This window comes from Sporosarcina sp. AD_1, from assembly GCF_057373025.1.
On record NZ_JBPVIR010000002.1, the window covers coordinates 59,417 to 78,147 of the forward strand.

Below are 18,731 nucleotides of genomic sequence, written 5' to 3' on the forward strand. Positions count from 1 at the left end.
AATGAATACGATTCTAACAGATGTCCAGCTGATAAATGATGAAGGAGTTGCCGTTACGGCAGACATAAAAATGAATGGCGATGTAATTTGCGAGATTGGTCCGAATTTAGATCGGCAGGATGCGACAGTCATCGCAGGTGAAGGACTTTGGGCGGCTCCAGGATTCATCGATGTGCATGTTCATTTGCGTGAGCCCGGCGGCGAGCATAAGGAAACGATTGATTCCGGAACACTTGCAGCTGCCAAGGGGGGCTACACAACAATCTGTGCGATGCCGAATACGAGACCCGTTCCTGATACGAAAGAAAATCTGGCGCATGTCAATTCGCTCATTCGTGAAAAAGCACATATTCGTGTGTTGCCTTATGCGTCCATTACGATTCGGGAAGCAGGAAAAGAGCGGACAGATCTGGCAGCACTAAAAGAAGAAGGAGCATTTGCCTTCACTGACGATGGCGTCGGTGTCCAGCAGGCTGGCATGATGTACGAGGCTATGCAGGATGCAGCCAAACTGGATATGGCTATTGTCGCTCACTGTGAAGACAACACGTTAATTTATGGCGGTTCCATGCATGAAGGAAAACGGAACAAAGAACTTGGCTTAACAGGCATACCTTCCATCGCTGAATCTGTGCATATCGCAAGAGATATTCTGCTGGCGGAAGCGGCAGGCGCACATTACCACGTATGCCATGTCAGCACAAAGGAATCAGTGAGAGTCATCCGGGATGCGAAAAAGGCGGGAGTGCGCGTGACGGCTGAGGTCACTCCCCACCATTTATTGCTATGTGAAGACGATATTCCGGGAGATGACGCGGATTGGAAGATGAACCCTCCGCTAAGAAGTAGCGAAGATCGCGACGCGCTTATTGAAGGATTGCTGGACGGGACGATCGATTTCATTGCGACAGATCATGCTCCTCATACGGCTGAGGAAAAGGCAGCAGGATTCGCGAAGGCACCATTCGGCATTACAGGATTTGAGACAGCTTTCCCGCTGTTATATACGCACTTCGTCAAGAAAGGCGAATGGACTTTGAAACAATTAGTAGATTGGATGACAGTGAAACCAGCTCGTGTATTCGGCTTACCATATGGAACAATCGAAGTGGGAGCTAAAGCGGATCTAGTCCTGCTTGATTTGAATAAAGAACAGACCATCGACCGTTCTACGTTCATTTCAAAAGGGAAGAATACGCCATTTGACGGCTGGACATGTTTCGGATGGCCGGCAACAACAATCTTTGAAGGCAAAATCGTCTGGAAGGATGAGGAATGATGAAAACAAGATATCTTGTGTTAGAAGACGGAACAGTTTTCAAAGGAGAAGCGTTTGGGTCAGATCAGGCATCGATCGGTGAAACGGTTTTTACGACAGGAATGACCGGTTATCAGGAAGCGATATCTAACCCATCCGGTTATGGCCAAATTGTTGTTATGACGTATCCAATGATCGGAAATACAGGCATCAACCGTGATGATTATGAATCGATCGAACTTGCAATTAACGGAATCGTTGTCCGGGAATATAGCGACGAGCCATCCAACTTCCGGAGCACCATGACGTTAGGCGACCTTCTTACGTTAAAAGGGATCCCTGGCATCCAAGGAATTGATACACGGAAGCTGACTCGTTTGCTGCGTGAAAAGGGCCCGTTGAAAGGCAAACTGACAGCGGCAGGTGAAGAGTTGGATGTTGTTGTAGCCAACCGTGAAATCGAGGCATATGAAGTCCCGGTAAATCAAGTTGCTTCCATTTCGACCAAGAAGCCATATTCCAGCCCTGGCCAAGGCAAGCGTGTGGTCGTCATCGATTACGGTTTGAAGCATGGGTTGCTGCGGGAGTTGAACAAACGTAATTTTGACGTAATTGTCGTGCCGTATAACACTTCTACTGAAGCCATACTTGCGCTCGTGCCGGACGGAATTTTATTGTCGAACGGACCTGGCAACCCAGAAGATGTCGAAGGGGCGGCACAAACGATTAAGCATCTTATCGGGAAGGCGCCAATCTTTGGTATCGGACTTGGCCATCAACTACTTGCCATGTCATACGGAGCAAAAATCCAGAGGATGAAAAACGGACATAGCGGCGGGAATTATCCCGTTAAGGATTTGACAACAGGAAGGACAGAATTGACTTCCCAAAGCCACAGTTATGTCCTGGAGGAATCTTCTATCGCTTCGACTCCGCTTACGGTTACACATCGGGCGCTGAATGATGGAACGATCGAAGGAATCTGCAACGAAGCGGATCGAGTATTCTCGGTCCAATTCCATCCTGAAGCATCACCAGGTCCACATGACGCAAGCCACTTATTTGACCGCTTCGCCAATTTAATGAATGCCAGCATTCGAAAGGAGAATTTCAATGCCTAAACGTCAAGACATCCAAACGATCCTCGTCATCGGTTCAGGGCCGATTGTCATCGGCCAAGCAGCTGAGTTCGACTATGCAGGAACACAAGCGTGCCTATCCTTAAAAGAAGAAGGGTACCGTGTCATTCTCATCAACTCCAATCCGGCGACGATTATGACAGACACGGAAATTGCGGACAAAGTTTATATTGAGCCGATTACGCTCGACTTTGTCAGCCGTATCATCCGCAAGGAACGCCCCGATGCACTACTTCCGACACTCGGAGGGCAAACAGGGCTCAATATGGCGATTGAACTTCAAGAATCGGGTATCTTGGATGAGCTCGGCATTGAAATCCTGGGCACTAAATTGGATGCGATTCATAAAGCGGAAGACCGCGACTTGTTCCGCACGCTCATGAATGAATTAGGCGAACCGGTGCCGGAAAGTGAAATTGTCCATAACTTGCAGGAAGCCCAGGCTTTTGTAAAGGAAATCGGCTATCCGGTCATCGTCCGACCAGCTTTCACATTGGGCGGTACAGGAGGCGGTATTTGCTACAACGATCAAGATTTAGAAGAGATCGTCACTAGCGGCTTGAAATATAGCCCGGTGACACAATGCCTTCTTGAAAAGTCCATCGCTGGATATAAAGAAATTGAATATGAAGTCATGCGGGATTCCGCCGATAATGCTATCGTCGTCTGCAATATGGAAAACGTCGACCCGGTCGGCATCCATACGGGTGACTCCATCGTTGTCGCACCATGCCAGACGATGACAGACCGCGAAAACCAAATGCTTCGTAATGTATCGTTAAAAATCATCCGCGCGCTAAAAATCGAAGGCGGCTGCAACGTTCAGCTCGCTTTGGACCCACATAGCTTCAACTATTACATTATTGAAGTGAATCCGCGGGTAAGCCGTTCTTCTGCCCTTGCTTCAAAAGCGACAGGTTACCCAATTGCCAAGCTGGCTGCAAAGATAGCGGTCGGCCTGACATTGGACGAAATGAAAAACCCGGTAACCGGTTCAACTTACGCGTGCTTCGAGCCGACGATCGACTATATCGTTAGTAAGATTCCACGCTGGGCGTTCGATAAATTTGAATCTGCAAAGCGAAATCTTGGCACACAAATGAAAGCGACTGGCGAAGTCATGGCAATCGGACGGACATTCGAGGAATCAATTTTAAAGGCAGTCCGCTCATTAGAGACAGGCCAATTCGGCCTTTCATTGAAACATGCAGATGACCTGACGGATGAATGGATCGAAAAACGGATCAGACGTGCAGGAGACGAACGGCTCTTCTTCATCGGGGAGGCACTGCGACGCGGAGTGACAATCGAGACGATCCATGACTGGAGCCAGATCGATCTGTTCTTCTTACGGAAACTAGAGAAGATCGTGGCAATGGAAAGGGAATTGCAAGCTGTTCCATTCAACGCAGATGTGCTTTATAAAGCAAAGCGAATGGGCTTTTCTGATGTGACGGTTGCTGCATTGTGGAATAAAGAGCAACGGGAGGTTTACGACTTCCGTAAAGAAAATGGGATTATTCCGGTCTACAAAAAAGTCGATACATGCGCGGGTGAATACGAGTCAGATACGCCGTACTTTTACGGCACGTACGAAGAAGAGAACGAATCCGTAAAATCTAATAAGAAAAGTGTTGTTGTCCTGGGCTCAGGTCCAATACGGATCGGGCAAGGCGTCGAATTCGACTATGCGACAGTCCATTCAGTATGGGCAATCCAGCAAGCGGGCTACGAAGCAATCATTATCAACAACAATCCGGAGACAGTTTCAACAGACTTCTCGATATCGGATAAATTATACTTCGAACCACTGACGATTGAAGATGTCATGCATATTATCGATTTGGAGCAGCCGGAAGGGGTCATCGTCCAATTTGGGGGACAGACAGCCATCAATCTAGCTGACGCCTTGGAAGAACGGGGTGTCAACATTATCGGCACGTCCCTTGAAGATATCGACCGTGCTGAAAACCGGGATAAGTTCGAGAAGGCTCTTCGTGAAATTGGCATTCCACAGCCGCTTGGCAAAACAGCTGTATCTGTTGAGGAAGCAGTCGTTATTGCGAATGAAATCGGCTACCCTGTACTCGTCAGACCATCTTATGTACTCGGCGGACGGGCGATGGAAATCGTTTATCGGGAAGAAGAATTGCTCCACTATATGGAACATGCTGTGGAAGCGAGCCCTGCGCATCCGGTTCTGATCGACCGCTACTTGACCGGAACCGAAATTGAAGTGGATGCCATTTGCGACGGCATTAATGTATTGATACCAGGCATCATGGAACATATTGAACGCGCTGGCGTTCACTCCGGGGACTCGATCGCCGTTTATCCGCCGCAAAACCTATCAGCAGCGATGGTGGAAACAATCGTCGATTATACGAAACGGCTTGCAATCGGATTGAACATCAAAGGATTGCTCAACATTCAATTTGTTATCTCGGAAGGCCAAGTATATGTCATCGAAGTAAACCCGCGTTCTAGCCGGACTGTACCATTCTTAAGCAAGATTACAAATCTGCCGATGGCCAACATCGCAACGAAAGCCATTCTTGGCCAATCAATCACAGAGCAAGGCTATAAGACAGGGCTTGCCCAGGCTCCAGCCGGGGTTTACGTGAAAGTGCCGGTCTTCTCATTTGCCAAGCTTCGTAGAGTGGACATCACGCTCGGGCCTGAGATGAAATCGACGGGAGAAGTAATGGGGAAAGACATTACACTCGAAAAAGCGTTGTATAAAGGGCTAGTTGCGGCCGGCATGCAAATTAAAGAATACGGCTCGGTGCTGATGACTGTGTCTGACAAGGATAAAGAGGAAATGGTTGACCTCGCTGAAAGATTCATCAAGATTGGATACCGGATTTTAGCGACAGAAGGCACAGCGAAAGTGTTGGAAGCTGCCGGAATGAGTGTGAAAACAGTAGGAAAAATCGGGGCAGAAGGTCCAACTTTACTGGATGTGATCCAAAAAGGGGAAGCACAACTGGTCATCAACACATTAACAAAGGGCAAGCAGCCTGAGCGTGATGGTTTTAGAATCCGGAGGGAGTCTGTTGAAAACGGAATTCCATGTCTGACTTCTATTGATACGGCAGATGCCATGCTGCGTGTGATTGAATCGATGTCCTTCCAGACAGACCAAATGCCAAAACAACAGGTGGTACTATGATTATACAAGAGCAAATGAAAGTCGTGCGACACGCTGAAATCGCCGAACATATTTTTGAATTGACATTAGCCGGAAAACTGGTCGGGGAAATCTCTTCCCCTGGCCAGTTTGTCCATGTCCGCGTATCGGAAACAATGGAGCCTTTGCTTAGAAGGCCGATATCCATCGCCTCTATTGATAAAGAATCATTTCAGATGACGATCATTTATCGAGCTGAAGGGCGGGGTACCAAGCTCCTCTCAAGCAAATTAACCGGGGAAACTGTAAATGTACTGGGGCCACTTGGAAACGGGTTTCCTGTCGATGAAACAGCTGAAGGTGAAACGGCTGTATTGATTGGGGGAGGCATCGGTGTTCCTCCATTATATGAATTATCGAAGCAATTGACGGCTAAAGGTGTTAATTGCATTCACATTCTTGGATTCCAGACGGACGCGGTATGTTTCTATGAGGAACAGTTCAAACAACTGGGCGATACGTATATCGCTACGGTAGATGGATCAAGAGGGACACAAGGATTTGTGACGGATGTGATGGCACAATTGGATAACGATTTTGCTACGTATTACAGCTGCGGCCCAATGCCGATGTTAAAAGCGGTGCAAGCTGCTTACTCGGAGAAAAAAGGGTTTCTGTCATTTGAACAACGGATGGGTTGCGGCATTGGCGCCTGCTTCGCTTGCGTTTGCCATACAACTGAACAAACCGGACAGGACTATGTCAAAGTTTGCTCGGACGGTCCAGTATTTCCAGCGGGGGTGGTCTCCATATGAACAGATTAACAGTGAAACTTCCTGGCTTGGAGCTAAAAAATCCGGTTATGCCAGCATCTGGATGCTTTGGTTTCGGAAAAGAATACGCGAATTTCTATGATTTATCGAAGCTCGGCGCTATAATGATCAAGGCGACGACACTGGAGACAAGATTCGGCAATCCGACCCCGCGTGTGGCGGAGACGGCTTCCGGCATGCTGAATGCAATCGGCCTGCAAAATCCGGGTCTTGAAAGCGTAATGGAAAATGAATTGCCTTGGCTCGAACAGTTTGATGTTCCGATCATTGCGAATGTGGCAGGAACGGAGACAGCGGATTACGTAGAAGTGGCCAAAACCATTTCGACAGCTCCTAATGTGAAGGCATTGGAATTGAATATTTCCTGTCCGAACGTGAAATGCGGCGGCATTACTTTTGGAACCGATCCAGTGCAGGCCCGTGAATTGACGGAGGCTGTGAAAGAAGTATCAAAAGTGCCGGTTTACGTTAAACTATCACCGAATGTGACGGATATTAAAGAAATTGCCAAAGCTGTCGAGGAAGGCGGAGCTGATGGGCTGACCATGATTAATACGCTCATTGGAATGCGTCTCGACCATAAGACGGGCCGTCCGATCATTGCAAACGGAACAGGCGGATTGTCTGGCCCTGCGGTCAAACCGGTCGCCATCCGGATGGTGTATGAAGTGAGCCAGGTGGTCAAAATTCCAATCATCGGAATGGGCGGTATCTCGGAGGTCGATGATGTTATTGATTTCCTATCAGCAGGCGCGAGTGCTGTTGCTGTTGGAACAGCCAATTTTGTCGATCCTTTCGTTTGTCCGAACATCATTGAGGAATTGCCGGCGAAGTTGGACGATCTTGGCATTGGCCAACTATCTGAACTTGTAGGAAGGAGCCATCGATTATGAAAACATCCCCGATCATCGCATTAGATTTTGATTCTGCAGAAAAGGCGCTTGCGTTTTTGCGTCCGTTTGATGGAGATGTCAGCGTTAAGGTGGGTATGCAGCTTTATTACAAAGAAGGGCCATCCATCGTAGCGAAAATGAAAGAGCTTGGATTCGATGTTTTCCTTGACCTGAAATTGCACGATATCCCAAATACCGTTAAGTCCGCTATGGAAGTTCTGGCCGGCTTTGGCGTTGATCTTGTCAATGTCCATGCGGCAGGTGGAAAAACGATGATGGAAGCCGCATTGGAAGGCTTGGACAAAGGAACGCCGTCCGGCTTGAAACGCCCGGCTCTCATTGGTGTCACACAGCTCACTTCGACAGATGAAAAGCAAGTCGCAGAAGAGCAACTGATCCGTGTGCCGCTAGAGGAATCTGTTCTTCACTATGCAAAATTGACGAAAGCAGCGGGTTTGGATGGAGTAGTATGTTCAGTCCACGAGTCAGCTGCCATCGCAGAAGCCTGTGGTCGAGAATTTCTGAAGGTCACGCCCGGCATCCGTCTGCCGCAAGGAGACACGCAGGATCAGAAACGGATTGCAACGCCTGAGGAAGCAAGACTTGCAGGATCAACCCATATTGTCGTCGGGCGAGCCATCACTGGAGCGGCTGAACCGAAAGCGGCATACGACTTAATAAACGCACTTTGGAAAGGACAGAACTAATTATGAGTCAAAAGGAAATTGCTAAAATTTTATTGAATGTCGGTGCAGTCGAATTAAGCCCGAACGATCCTTTTACTTGGGCATCCGGTATTCAATCACCTATATACTGCGATAACCGGTTAACAATGTCCGATCCAGCCGGCCGCAAACAAATCGCGGAAGGGCTAGCTGAACTAATCCGCACTCATTTTCCGGAAACTACATTAATTGCCGGGACAGCAACAGCAGGCATCCCGCACGCTGCATGGGTTGCAGACATCCTTGGACTCCCGATGGTTTACATCCGCTCGAAAGCAAAGGGACATGGCAGAAGCAAGCAAATTGAAGGGAAAGCGGCTGCAACTGACAAAGCCGTGATTATCGAGGATTTGATCTCTACGGGTGGAAGCAGCTTGAACGCAGTGGAAGCTTTACGGTCAGAAGGAGTCAAAGTGACGGGTGTCGTTTCAATCTTTACATATGAATTGGCAAGCGCGGATTCTGCTTTTTCTGAAGCGGGGCTCGTCTACAAAAGCTTGACTAATTTCGGTTCATTAGCTGAAGCTGCAGTTGAAAGCGGCGCAATCAGCAATGAATCAATGGATGGACTGCTGGCGTGGCATGGAAAGTTGAAAGAAGGCTTGTTGTAATAAAATATGTAATGAATGCAAAGCGTTATGTCTTTTCACAGGGCATAACGCTTTTTTACGCAGGATTCGACAGTATATACCTATTTTGTAATTGATGGTAAACTGAATGGTGTATCATGGTGAATGAGGTGAAGATCAACAGATGAGAAGAATGATGAAATTTGCATTTCCCTTCCTCGTTGCAGCTGCACTGGTGACCGCGCCGAATGTAGAAGCCAATGAACGTCAGGCAGTTCAAGAGGAAAGGGTGACTCCTTTTACCGATATTACAAATGAGTTTTGGGCTAAAAATGAAATTATTTGGCTTGTGGATCAGGGTATCATGACGGGATACCGCGATTTGCAATTCCGGCCTTCTACAGCGATGACGATGGGGGAGGCAGCGCAAGCATTCAATCGTGTTATTTCCATTCCAGGAGTGCCTACTGAATCAGGCCAGGAATCGTTGAATGATGAAATGCTCGTTCAAGCGATGCAAAACGCTGGAATTTTTCAATCACCTGCCAATGGATTGTTAACGAAAGAGAGCGCAATGACAATCGGCCACTTGAAATCGGCAATTAACGAAGCATTTGAGTTAACCGATGATCAAATAGCAGAAATTTGGCCAACTGCCAGTCAGATACAAGGAAATACTGCGATATTCGGAATTAAAACACCGATTCCAAAGAAGGTGCTGCTTGATAAGGGGGCAGTCGATCGGGCCACATTCTCAGCAGTCCTATATAATGCGATGATAAAAAAGAACATGGTGCATGGAGATAAAGATTATGAGTTGTCGGCACCAGTTCAATCACCAGAATATTCGCCTGCAATAGGGCGTGTGCATTTAGAGAAGGTTTCATTTGATGAGCATCCAATCTACTTGCGTTCCGAAAAATTAATCCGATTTACAGGACATACTCGAATTGATAACGATTTCTCTAGAGACAATATCTATCTTTATGAGGTTGGCGAAGAAGGAACAACCATCGAATTAACCGTTCGATCATTTGACAACGGGGACTATTTCCTATTCTCTAAGCTAGAAAATCCAACGGACAAAGCGGTGACTGTGGATGTCTTGCAAAAGGAAAACTATGTGGATAGCTATGAGCTGTATCGGTTTGACAAGCACCCAATCAAGCGAAACACCGAGGATTTGTTCAATGCGGATCTAACATCCTATCCGACGGGCGTCCTTCGCTTCCTCAATCAAGACGGGTCGGTGCAGGAGAGGATGGTCGGCCAATCGTACCGATCCAGGCAGCTTGCAATGGACTATGCAGAAGGCGGCCATAGCCGGATGCGTGAATTGCTCGCCGAAGAGCAATCTTTATCATTTACCCAAGTCGGTTCCACTTTCATGTCTATCCATGCCTTGAAATCTGAAGGTAATGACATAGTCGATCAATGGTATTTGAATTCGGAGAATATGCTGTTCAATAAAGATGCGCATCGTGAATCGTGGATGCTGGAAAGCGCGCAGTACTATAAGAAACGTAACAATTGGTACACAGCAATCGGTCCTTTTAATAAGATGGTGACGACGACAGAGCCGCTTCCGGAAAATGGGCAGGGGTATGGCAGAAGCTTGTTGCTCATGAAAGAAGATCGGGCGATGACGTTATTCCATGAACAGCAGGACCGATACTTTGAAAACTTGATTTATAATGCATTCGTCAATCTGAAAAACTTCAGGGGTGATAAGCCGTATTGGGAAACGGAAGTGACGAGTACGTATCTGAAAGGGCTGTATGAAATCACAGCTCCGTTCATTGACACCCGATTTAATGAACAGATCGCCTTATTCTACTACCGGAGCGGTGATGAATTCGATATTGACGATTATAAGGAACCGCTACGGAATTATGCGGATTTATTAGTATCTCAAAAAGAGAAAGGCCATGTCATTCCGGTATCAAAGGACGCGTACTACATTTCGGACTATTTCCCGATCATCCAAGAAGGACCGACGCACGCATCCATGAACCACGTACTCGGCGGCATGAACATCCTATTGATGGCGTACAACGAATTTGGGGACGACAAGTACTTGGAAACGGCAAAGTCGATTCAAAATGCAATCGTCATTAACAAAGATGATTGGATTCGGGATAACGGGGATATATGGTATCGCGTCGCGCCGGACTATAGCTATAAAGGCGATGATTACAAGCATTTGACATTAGAGGACCTGATCAACTCTTACAGCCTATGGGAGCCGATCGATCCAAGCTATCTGCCTGTCCTGGAAGAGATGATTGCATCTAAAGCTTCTTATTTGTCTAATGAAAAGCTCGGCTATACAACGAAAATCAAAAATGGACTTAGCAAACTCGGTTTACTGAAATACTTACCGGATGGCGAGGAACGGACAGACGCGCTGTAAGTAGGTGATTTACTTCATGCTACAACTAGCGGACTGCGGATGAGCTCGTGCTATAGCGGGTTTGTTTGTGGTCTGTTTTTGTGCTGGAATTAATTTTTTTGTGGAGGCTACTGCTGTTCAACTGGATTACTTAGCGTTCGGCAGGAGTTAATGGCGCTCATTACGAGATAATGGTGTTCAGCTCGATTTAATGGCGCTCATTACGAGATAATGGCGTTCAGAATGATTTAATGGCGTTCGTCCGGAGATAATGGCGTTCAGAATGATTTAATGGCGTTCGTCCGGAGATAATGGCGTTCAGAATGATTTAATGGCGTTCGTCCGGAGATAATGGCGTTTAGAATGATTTAATGGCGTTCGTCCGGAGGAAATGGCGTTCAGAATGATTTAATGGCGTTCGTCCGGAGATAATGGCGTTTAGAATGATTTAATGGCGTTCGTCCGGAGATAATGGCGTTCAGCTCGATTTAATGGCGTTCGTCCGGAGATAATGGCGTTCAGAATGATTTAATGGCGTTCGTCCGGAGATATTGGCGTTCAATTTGATTTACTGGCGTTCATCGGAAGATACTGGCGTTCAAATCAATTATCTGGCGTTCGTTATGGTATACTGTCGTTCAGCTCATTTATCTGGCGTTCGTTCTGGTATACTGGCGTTCAACTCGATTATCTGGCGTTCGTTCTGGTATACTGGCGTTCAACTCGATTATCTGGCGTTCGTTTCGGTATACTGGCGTTCAAATCAATTATCTGGCGTTCGTTCTGGTATACTGGCGTTCAGCTCATTTATCTGGCGTTCGCTTCAATATACTGGCGTTCAGCTCATTTATCTGGCGTTCGCTTCAATATACTGGCGTTCAAATCAATTATCTGGCGTTCGCTTCAATATACTGGCGTTCAAATCAATTATCTGGCGTTCGTTCCAGTATACTGGCGTTCAACTCAATTATCTGGCGTTCGTTCCAGTATACTGGCGTTCAGCTCATTTATCTGGCGTTCGTTCCGGTATACTGGCGTTCAACGCGATTATCTGGCGGGGGTCAACCGCCAATACTTACTTCCATCCTACATCTCACGTATCTCCCCAAACACACAAAAAAACAAAACAGGAATGGAAGCAATCTCTCCTTCCATCCCTGCTCAAATTGAATTATTTCTTCAGCTGTCTCACTAAATCTTCATCCGGTGTCACAAATATCGTTTTTTGTTCAAAATAGATAACAAAGCCGGGCTTGGCTCCACTTGGTTTTTTGACGTGCCGGATTTCGGTGAAATCAACTGGGACGGAAGCGGACTCCCTTGCTTTACTAAAGTAGGCGGCAAGCGTGGCAGCTTCTCGAATGGTCTCTTCATCCGGTTCGGCCTCATGGATGACCACATGCGATCCTGGTATATCCTTTGTGTGCAGCCAGACATGGTCACGGGAAGCTGTTTTGAATGTGACGTAGTCATTTTGCTTATTATTTTTACCGACGGAAATCGGAATGCCTGCGCTTGAAACATATTTCTCCGGTGACGGTTTTTTCGGTTTTTGCTTCTTCTTCAGCTTGCGGGCTTTCATATAGCCCAGTTCGGCAAGCTCTTCCCGAATTTCATCGATATCTTCCGTAGAAGCCTGCATCACTTGCTGCTTGATCATTTCAAAGTATTCAATGTCCTCTTTCGCTTTTTCCAGCTGTTCTGCAATCATGATGAGGGCATTCTTCGCTTTTACATAACGGGCGTAATACCGCTGTGCATTTTCAATCGGTGTCTTTCTCGGGTCCAGCGGGATGGTGACCGTTTCACCTTCTGCATAATAGTTGTCTACGGTAGCTTCTGTTTCTCCCTTTTGGATCGCATAGCTGTTGGCTGTTAATAATTCGCCATACAGCTGGAAGGTATCCAGTTTGCTCGCCGCATCCTGTTCTTTTTGTAATTTCTTCATTTTCAATTGTAGTTTCGCAATCTCATTGTCAAGCCAGCGTTCCAAATCGGCTGCCTGTGATTTTACCCGTTCGCGCTCCGCCCGCGCAAAATAAACTTTGTCCAATAGCGTGCCGAGCGTTTCAAAATAAGTCAACGTTGCGTCAGCATGCGTTAACGGAGTGGCCGAAAATGAAATTTTGCCATTGATGACTGCATAATTAGGCTTTGGCTCGTTTCCGTTAAATGATGCAAGGAAGTTTTGATAGATAGCGAACCTTTCGTTTTTGGGAGTAGACCGCAATCTGTACAAAAGCTCCTCCGCATTTTGCTTGGAAAATCCGGATAGTGAGCTGACAAGTTCTCCAGCTGTTTCAAACGACGCGAATAATTCATCGAATTCTTGCTCCGTCAGGGTAAACGGATTCGTCTTCTCTTGTGGCGGTGCTGGTATATACGGCTGTCCCGGCAAAATCGTTCGATAGCTGTTCATTGATGGAGGCAAATGCTTCATGCTGTCGACAATCATATTCCGAGACGGATCAATTAATAGGATGTTACTGTGACGACCCATAATTTCTATGCTTAGCACACGCTCCATGTCATCCCCAATTTCATCCTTCGCACGAATCGCAAGATTGATGACGCGGTCTGTGCCAGCTTGTTCGATTTTTGTTATCATACCGCCTTCCAAGTGTTTCCGAAGTACCATGCAAAACATCGGAGGTTCCGCCGGGTTCACAATCGTCTCTTCAGTAAGCTGAATTCTTGAGTAGGAAGGATGTGTCGAGAGAAGCAATTTATGATTTCGATTGCCCGCTCTGATATGCAAGATAATTTCCTGTATGTTCGGCTGATGGATCTTCGTAATCCTGCCATTTTGAATCTGCTGAAGCTCTGAAGTGACTGCAGCAGTGAATAAACCGTCAAATGCCATAATGAATTCCTCTTTCAAAAAAATCGTTTAGTCCCATTTTAGCACTCTATTGAAGAGATATGTTATAATATGAGTATGCTGTTTAACAAATAACGAAGTTGTTAAGCCTAAGGATGCTTGAAAGGCATCTTTACGTACGTCTGCTGTTTTCTTGCGAGAGTGTAAACTAGAATGAAACGGGACGAATTTGAGAATACATAAGAAGAGGGATTGCATGTACAAACAACGTGGCTTGTTGATCGTTCTTTCCGGCCCTTCCGGCGTTGGCAAAGGGACGGTGCGAAAAGAACTGTTTTCACAACCGGATACGAATTATGAATACTCGATTTCCATGACAACGAGAAGCCCTCGTGAAGGCGAACAGGATGGAGTCGATTATTTCTTTAAGTCCCGTCAGGATTTTGAACGACTGATCGGGGAAGGAAGATTGCTGGAATACGCAGAGTATGTCGGCAATTATTATGGCACACCGCTTGACTATGTGAATGAAACACTGGATGCAGGCAGAGATGTGTTTTTAGAAATTGAAGTGGTCGGTGCCGCACAAGTGCGGGAAAAAATGCCGGATGGTTTGTTCATCTTTTTGGCGCCGCCTAGCTTATCGGAGCTCGAGGACCGGTTGGTTGGAAGAGGCACGGAAAAAGCAGACGTCATTGCGAGCCGCGTACTGAAGGCGCGGGAAGAGCTTGAGATGATGAATCTGTATGATTATGTTGTGGAAAACGACGAAGTCTCCAAGGCATGTGACCGTATTAATGCAATTGTCATGGCTGAACACTGCCGCCGTGAACGTGTTGAAAAAAGATATTTACTTATGTTGGAAGGGGAATAAATTCATGTTATATCCATCAGTCGATTCATTAAAAGAGAAAATTGATTCTAAATACACGCTTGTGACTCTTGCTGCAAAACGTGCAAGAGAGATGCAGGAGACGAAAGAAGTCCTTATTGACTACTATCGTTCTCATAAAAATGTTGGCAAAGCACTTGAGGAAGTGGCTGCTGGTGTCCTTTCCATACAGGCACAGGATGATTCCATCGTATACGAAGACGAAGTCTGATCTTATAACCTGAAACGGTTAGTTCCATATACCAAGCTACGCTCCCTTTGAATTGTTTCTTAGGGAGTTTGTCGTTTTTTATGTAAATTGTATTTGAGAGGGACGGACAGCCATCCGTATTTTGAAAAACACCGCCGTATACTCCATGCCCCGCACAGGTAGGGGCGTCAGGAAGCAACAGTGGTCTGAAACCTTACAAAAGAAGTTGCCGATATGTAGAAAGGGTGGAATGGTGTTGTTGAATAAAAACATACTCCTCTGTGTAACTGGCGGGATTGCAGTATACAAAGCGGTTGCACTCGTCAGTAAATTGACGCAAGCTGGTGCGCAAGTAAAGGTGATCATGACGGAATCCGCCATGAAATTTGTCACACCGCTTTCCTTCCAAGTATTATCCCGAAATGATGTGTACTACGATACGTTTGATGAGAAAGACTCGCGAGTCATCGCCCATATTGATCTGGCGGACTGGGCGGATCTTGTTGTCGTTGCACCTGCGACGGCAAATGCCATCGGGAAAATCGCGAACGGCATTGCGGATGATATGGTGACAACGACGCTGCTGGCTACGACGGCAGATGTCTGGATTGCTCCTGCGATGAACGTCCATATGTATGAAAACCAGGCCGTCATGCGGAACATTGAAACGCTCCATCAGGATGGATACCGTTTCATTGAACCTTCTGAAGGTTTTTTGGCTTGCGGTTATGTAGGGAAAGGGCGATTGGAAGAGCCGGAGAAGATCGTCGCCTTGATTGCCGAACACTTCAACTACAGCGAAAAGCCACTGCCGTTGCAAGGGAAAAAGGTAGTCATCACAGCCGGTCCGACACGTGAACGAATCGATCCAGTCCGCTATGTGTCCAATTTTTCTAGCGGGAAAATGGGATACGCTATGGCGGAGGCCGCTGCTGCTTTAGGGGCAGAAACGGTACTCGTATCAGGACCTGTCTGCTTAGCGAAACCACAAGGCGTGAAAGTCATCGATGTCGAGAGCGCCCAGGAGATGCTGGAAGCCGTCCTCTCCCACTACGGAGATGCGGACATCGTCATTAAATCGGCAGCTGTCGCCGATTATCGTCCTGCTGAAGTCCAAAAGCAAAAGATGAAAAAGAAAGATCAGCAAATGGCTTTGGTGCTTGAGAAAACGACGGATATTCTCAAAACCCTTGGAGAGAGGAAAGAGCGACAGCTCCTCGTCGGGTTTGCGGCGGAGACAGTCGATGCCATTGCATACGGACAATCGAAACTTGAGAACAAGAACTTGGATTATATTATTGTAAATGACGTGACAGATCCGGGAGGCGGATTTGGAAGTGATACGAATGTCGTGACTTTATTATCGAAGAACGGAACTCATAAGCCGTTTGAAGCAATGGCCAAGCCAATGCTTGCCAAAAAACTATTAGAGGCGATCATGGAAGAGGAAGAAGTGATGCCGCATGATCGCTGAGGTCATCGTCGATGTCGCAGCTTATCCAATTGATCGGCCTTTTGACTATGCGGTTCCTCCGCATTTGGAGTCGGTCATTCAGTGTGGATCGCGAATCAAAGTGCCATTCGGTTCGAGGGCTGTTCTCGGTTATATAGTGAATCTAAAAGAAGATAGTGATGTTCCGGCAGATAAATTGAAGCCGATTGCCGAGCTGATTGATTTGGAGCCGGTTTTATCAGAAGAGCTGCTACAGCTGTCTAAATGGCTTGCGGAGAAAACGTTGTCATACGAGATCGACGCATTGCAGGTCATGCTGCCTGCAGCGATGCGTGCGAAATATGAGAAATTCATTACGGTCCATCGACTGGAAGACATTCAAGATGAGGAATTCAGGCAGTTCGTTGGAAATAAAACAAGACTACCCTTAAAGCAGGCGGCTGGTTCTGCCAGCTTATTGAGGAAGCTGAAGTCCTATGTGGCCGAAGGAATTGTTTCCGTAGATATTGCGATCGGCCAACAGACGGAAGTTAAAAAGACACGTGTGGTCAAGATGGCAGACCGAGAGACAATTACTTCCCTGCTCGAAACGATCCATCCGAATGCAAGGAAGCAGAAGGATCTGCTTCACTGGATGGCGGAACGGGCCGGACAGACGATAGCTGCGGCTTCCGTCATTGAACAATCCGGTATCCAAAATCCAGCTTTGAAATCGGTTATCGAAAAAGGCGCAGCAACGGAAGAGTATGTGGAAACGTACCGCGAACCGGCGGCTCCTCGCTTGAAAGATACTGCGATTCCGGTTTCATTGACAGACGAACAAGAGTTATCTTTAGCGAAAGTGACGGCAGCGTTCAATAAGGGTAACGCTGAAACTTTCCTATTGCATGGCATCACAGGAAGCGGAAAAACGGAAGTGTATTTGCGTGCCATCCAACACGTCCTGCAGCAGGGGAAAGAAGCGATTGTCCTCGTTCCTGAAATTTCATTAACCCCTCAAATGACAGCACGCTTTAAAGAGCGCTTCGGTGAATTGGTCGCTGTCATGCATAGCGGATTATCTTCAGGTGAAAAATATGATGAATGGAGAAAAGTGCACCGGGGAGAAGTAAAGGTTGTTGTCGGTGCCCGCTCTGCTATTTTTGCCCCGTTTGAGAATCTGGGATTGCTGATCTTGGATGAGGAGCATGAATCAACGTATAAACAGGAGGATAACCCACGTTATCATGCGCGGGATGTTGCGATCTGGCGGGCGCACTATCATCATTGTCCCGTTATTTTAGGAAGTGCTACTCCTTCGCTTGAGTCATTTGCTAGAGCGTCCAAAGGGGTTTACACGCTTCTCACCCTGTCAGAGCGGGCCAAAAAACAAAGTTTGCCTACGGTCCATGTTGTCGATATGCGGGAGGAATTAAAAGAAGGAAACCGTTCGATGTTCTCTGTCCCGCTTGCCGAAGCGATGAGACAGCGCCTGGAGAACAAAGAACAGACCGTATTATTTCTAAATAAACGCGGATTCTCCTCCTTCGTTCTTTGCCGCGATTGTGGAACGGTCGTTCAATGTCCGAACTGCGATATTTCATTAACGTACCATCGGGCGAACGAATGTCTGAAGTGCCATTACTGCGGCCATGAGGAACCTGTTCCTCTTCAATGTCCGGAATGCCAGAGCGAGCATATCCGGTTTTTTGGAACAGGTACACAAAAAGCCGAGGAAGAGATTGCAAGATTGCTTCCCGAAGCGCGAGTTTTGCGCATGGATGTAGACACAACAAGGCAAAAAGGATCGCACGAGCGGCTCTTGCGCCAATTTAGCGAAGGGAAAGCGGATATCTTGCTCGGCACCCAAATGATTGCGAAAGGATTGGATTTTCCTGCAATCACACTCGTTGGTGTACTTGCTGCAGATACAACATTGCACTTGGCTGATTTCAGAGCTGCCGAGAAGACGTTCCAGCTGCTGACACAGGTGAGTGGAAGGGCAGGCAGGCATGAACTGCCCGGAGAAGTTTTCGTACAAACCTATTCTCCAGAGCATTATGCCATTGAATTATCGAAAGCCCAGCAATACGAACCTTTTTATCATTTGGAGATGGCGTCAAGAAAGCAGTACGGCTATCCGCCTTTTTACTATATTACCTTGCTGCAATTTACTCATGAAGATTTATTGAAGGCGGTGGATTTTGCTGAAAAGGGCACCCGGTTTTTGAAAGATAATCTCTCACCGGAAACGGTCATTATCGGACCTGCTGCCGCAGCAATCAGCCGTGTGAACAATAGATATCGATATCAATGTTTGCTAAAATACAAAAAAGAACCGAAGCTGACGGAAACTCTCCAGCAGCTGATTAAAATCTATCGTACCGATTGGATTAAATCGGGATTGCTTATGTCGGTAGATGTTGATCCAACATCCATTTTTTGAAAAGAGGAATT

The 18,731-nt window shown here is 46.8% G+C and carries 14 protein-coding genes; 13 read left to right on the forward strand and 1 reads right to left on the reverse strand.

The features are described from left to right. Position 1 precedes the first annotated feature (1 nt). The 9 genes from ACSW3C_RS03525 to ACSW3C_RS03565 all read left to right on the forward strand — a co-directional run bounded on the left by ACSW3C_RS03525 (position 2) and on the right by ACSW3C_RS03565 (position 12,177). Positions 2 to 1,279: a dihydroorotase gene (locus tag ACSW3C_RS03525; protein ID WP_486560959.1), complete on the forward strand. Its 1,278-nt coding sequence runs from the start codon at positions 2 to 4 to the stop codon at positions 1,277 to 1,279. Next, on the forward strand, positions 1,279 to 2,379 hold the full coding sequence (locus ACSW3C_RS03530) for a carbamoyl phosphate synthase small subunit (RefSeq protein WP_486560961.1): 1,101 nt from the start codon (positions 1,279 to 1,281) through the stop codon (positions 2,377 to 2,379). Before ACSW3C_RS03525 ends, ACSW3C_RS03530 begins: the two co-directional genes overlap by 1 nt. Next, positions 2,372 to 5,569: a carbamoyl-phosphate synthase large subunit gene (gene carB / locus ACSW3C_RS03535; protein ID WP_486560963.1), complete on the forward strand. Its 3,198-nt coding sequence runs from the start codon at positions 2,372 to 2,374 to the stop codon at positions 5,567 to 5,569. The genes ACSW3C_RS03530 and carB overlap by 8 nt, the downstream gene beginning before the upstream one ends. Continuing rightward, on the forward strand, positions 5,566 to 6,342 hold the full coding sequence (locus ACSW3C_RS03540) for a dihydroorotate dehydrogenase electron transfer subunit (RefSeq protein WP_486560964.1): 777 nt from the start codon (positions 5,566 to 5,568) through the stop codon (positions 6,340 to 6,342). The genes carB and ACSW3C_RS03540 overlap by 4 nt, the downstream gene beginning before the upstream one ends. Next, positions 6,339 to 7,253: a dihydroorotate dehydrogenase gene (locus tag ACSW3C_RS03545; RefSeq protein WP_486560965.1), complete on the forward strand. Its 915-nt coding sequence runs from the start codon at positions 6,339 to 6,341 to the stop codon at positions 7,251 to 7,253. Before ACSW3C_RS03540 ends, ACSW3C_RS03545 begins: the two co-directional genes overlap by 4 nt. Then, positions 7,250 to 7,960 (forward strand): orotidine-5'-phosphate decarboxylase, encoded by a 711-nt coding sequence (pyrF, locus tag ACSW3C_RS03550; RefSeq protein WP_486560966.1) that lies wholly within the window; start codon positions 7,250 to 7,252, stop codon positions 7,958 to 7,960. Before ACSW3C_RS03545 ends, pyrF begins: the two co-directional genes overlap by 4 nt. After that, entirely contained in the window at positions 7,960 to 8,589 is a 630-nt protein-coding gene (pyrE, locus tag ACSW3C_RS03555) for an orotate phosphoribosyltransferase (RefSeq protein WP_486561489.1), read from the forward strand. The genes pyrF and pyrE overlap by 1 nt, the downstream gene beginning before the upstream one ends. 142 nt (positions 8,590 to 8,731) lie before the next feature. Beyond that, positions 8,732 to 10,960, forward strand: a complete 2,229-nt coding sequence (locus ACSW3C_RS03560; RefSeq protein WP_486560967.1) for an S-layer homology domain-containing protein — start codon at positions 8,732 to 8,734, stop codon at positions 10,958 to 10,960. A 530-nt stretch (positions 10,961 to 11,490) separates the two neighbouring features. Next, the gene (locus ACSW3C_RS03565) at positions 11,491 to 12,177 is read left to right on the forward strand and encodes a hypothetical protein (protein ID WP_486560968.1); all 687 of its coding nucleotides are present in this window, start codon (positions 11,491 to 11,493) and stop codon (positions 12,175 to 12,177) included. Here the strand turns inward: ACSW3C_RS03565 and ACSW3C_RS03570 are convergent. Beyond that, the gene (locus tag ACSW3C_RS03570) at positions 12,111 to 13,802 is read right to left on the reverse strand and encodes an Rqc2 family fibronectin-binding protein (protein WP_486560969.1); all 1,692 of its coding nucleotides are present in this window, start codon (positions 13,800 to 13,802) and stop codon (positions 12,111 to 12,113) included. The two genes, ACSW3C_RS03565 and ACSW3C_RS03570, sit on opposite strands and share 67 nt — an antisense overlap. 214 nt (positions 13,803 to 14,016) lie before the next feature. On the opposite strand from ACSW3C_RS03570, the gene gmk reads away from it, so the two are divergent. From gmk to priA, 4 genes are all read left to right on the forward strand, one after another. Then, a complete protein-coding gene (gmk, locus tag ACSW3C_RS03575; RefSeq protein ID WP_238084177.1) occupies positions 14,017 to 14,634 on the forward strand; it encodes a guanylate kinase in 618 nt (205 codons plus the stop codon). 4 nt (positions 14,635 to 14,638) lie between these two features. Continuing rightward, on the forward strand, positions 14,639 to 14,863 hold the full coding sequence (gene rpoZ / locus ACSW3C_RS03580) for a DNA-directed RNA polymerase subunit omega (RefSeq protein WP_486560970.1): 225 nt from the start codon (positions 14,639 to 14,641) through the stop codon (positions 14,861 to 14,863). 232 nt (positions 14,864 to 15,095) lie between these two features. Continuing rightward, positions 15,096 to 16,316 carry a bifunctional phosphopantothenoylcysteine decarboxylase/phosphopantothenate--cysteine ligase CoaBC gene (coaBC, locus tag ACSW3C_RS03585; protein WP_486560971.1) on the forward strand — a complete coding sequence of 407 codons (1,221 nt, stop codon included), beginning with the start codon at positions 15,096 to 15,098 and terminating at the stop codon, positions 16,314 to 16,316. After that, positions 16,306 to 18,720: a primosomal protein N' gene (priA, locus tag ACSW3C_RS03590; protein ID WP_486560972.1), complete on the forward strand. Its 2,415-nt coding sequence runs from the start codon at positions 16,306 to 16,308 to the stop codon at positions 18,718 to 18,720. Before coaBC ends, priA begins: the two co-directional genes overlap by 11 nt. Positions 18,721 to 18,731: the final 11 nt, after the last annotated feature.

Excerpts from the sequence above, each read along its gene's own strand:
- ACSW3C_RS03525 (WP_486560959.1), top strand. The coding sequence starts at position 2 with ATGAATACGATTCTAACAGATGTCCAGCTGATAAATGATGAAGGAGTT.
- ACSW3C_RS03570 (WP_486560969.1), bottom strand. The coding sequence starts at position 13,802 with ATGGCATTTGACGGTTTATTCACTGCTGCAGTCACTTCAGAGCTTCAG.
- priA (WP_486560972.1), top strand. The coding sequence starts at position 16,306 with ATGATCGCTGAGGTCATCGTCGATGTCGCAGCTTATCCAATTGATCGG.
- rpoZ (WP_486560970.1), top strand. The coding sequence starts at position 14,639 with ATGTTATATCCATCAGTCGATTCATTAAAAGAGAAAATTGATTCTAAA.
- ACSW3C_RS03560 (WP_486560967.1), top strand. The coding sequence starts at position 8,732 with ATGAGAAGAATGATGAAATTTGCATTTCCCTTCCTCGTTGCAGCTGCA.
- ACSW3C_RS03540 (WP_486560964.1), top strand. The coding sequence starts at position 5,566 with ATGATTATACAAGAGCAAATGAAAGTCGTGCGACACGCTGAAATCGCC.
- carB (WP_486560963.1), top strand. The coding sequence starts at position 2,372 with ATGCCTAAACGTCAAGACATCCAAACGATCCTCGTCATCGGTTCAGGG.
- ACSW3C_RS03530 (WP_486560961.1), top strand. The coding sequence starts at position 1,279 with ATGAAAACAAGATATCTTGTGTTAGAAGACGGAACAGTTTTCAAAGGA.
- ACSW3C_RS03545 (WP_486560965.1), top strand. The coding sequence starts at position 6,339 with ATGAACAGATTAACAGTGAAACTTCCTGGCTTGGAGCTAAAAAATCCG.
- gmk (WP_238084177.1), top strand. The coding sequence starts at position 14,017 with ATGTACAAACAACGTGGCTTGTTGATCGTTCTTTCCGGCCCTTCCGGC.
- pyrF (WP_486560966.1), top strand. The coding sequence starts at position 7,250 with ATGAAAACATCCCCGATCATCGCATTAGATTTTGATTCTGCAGAAAAG.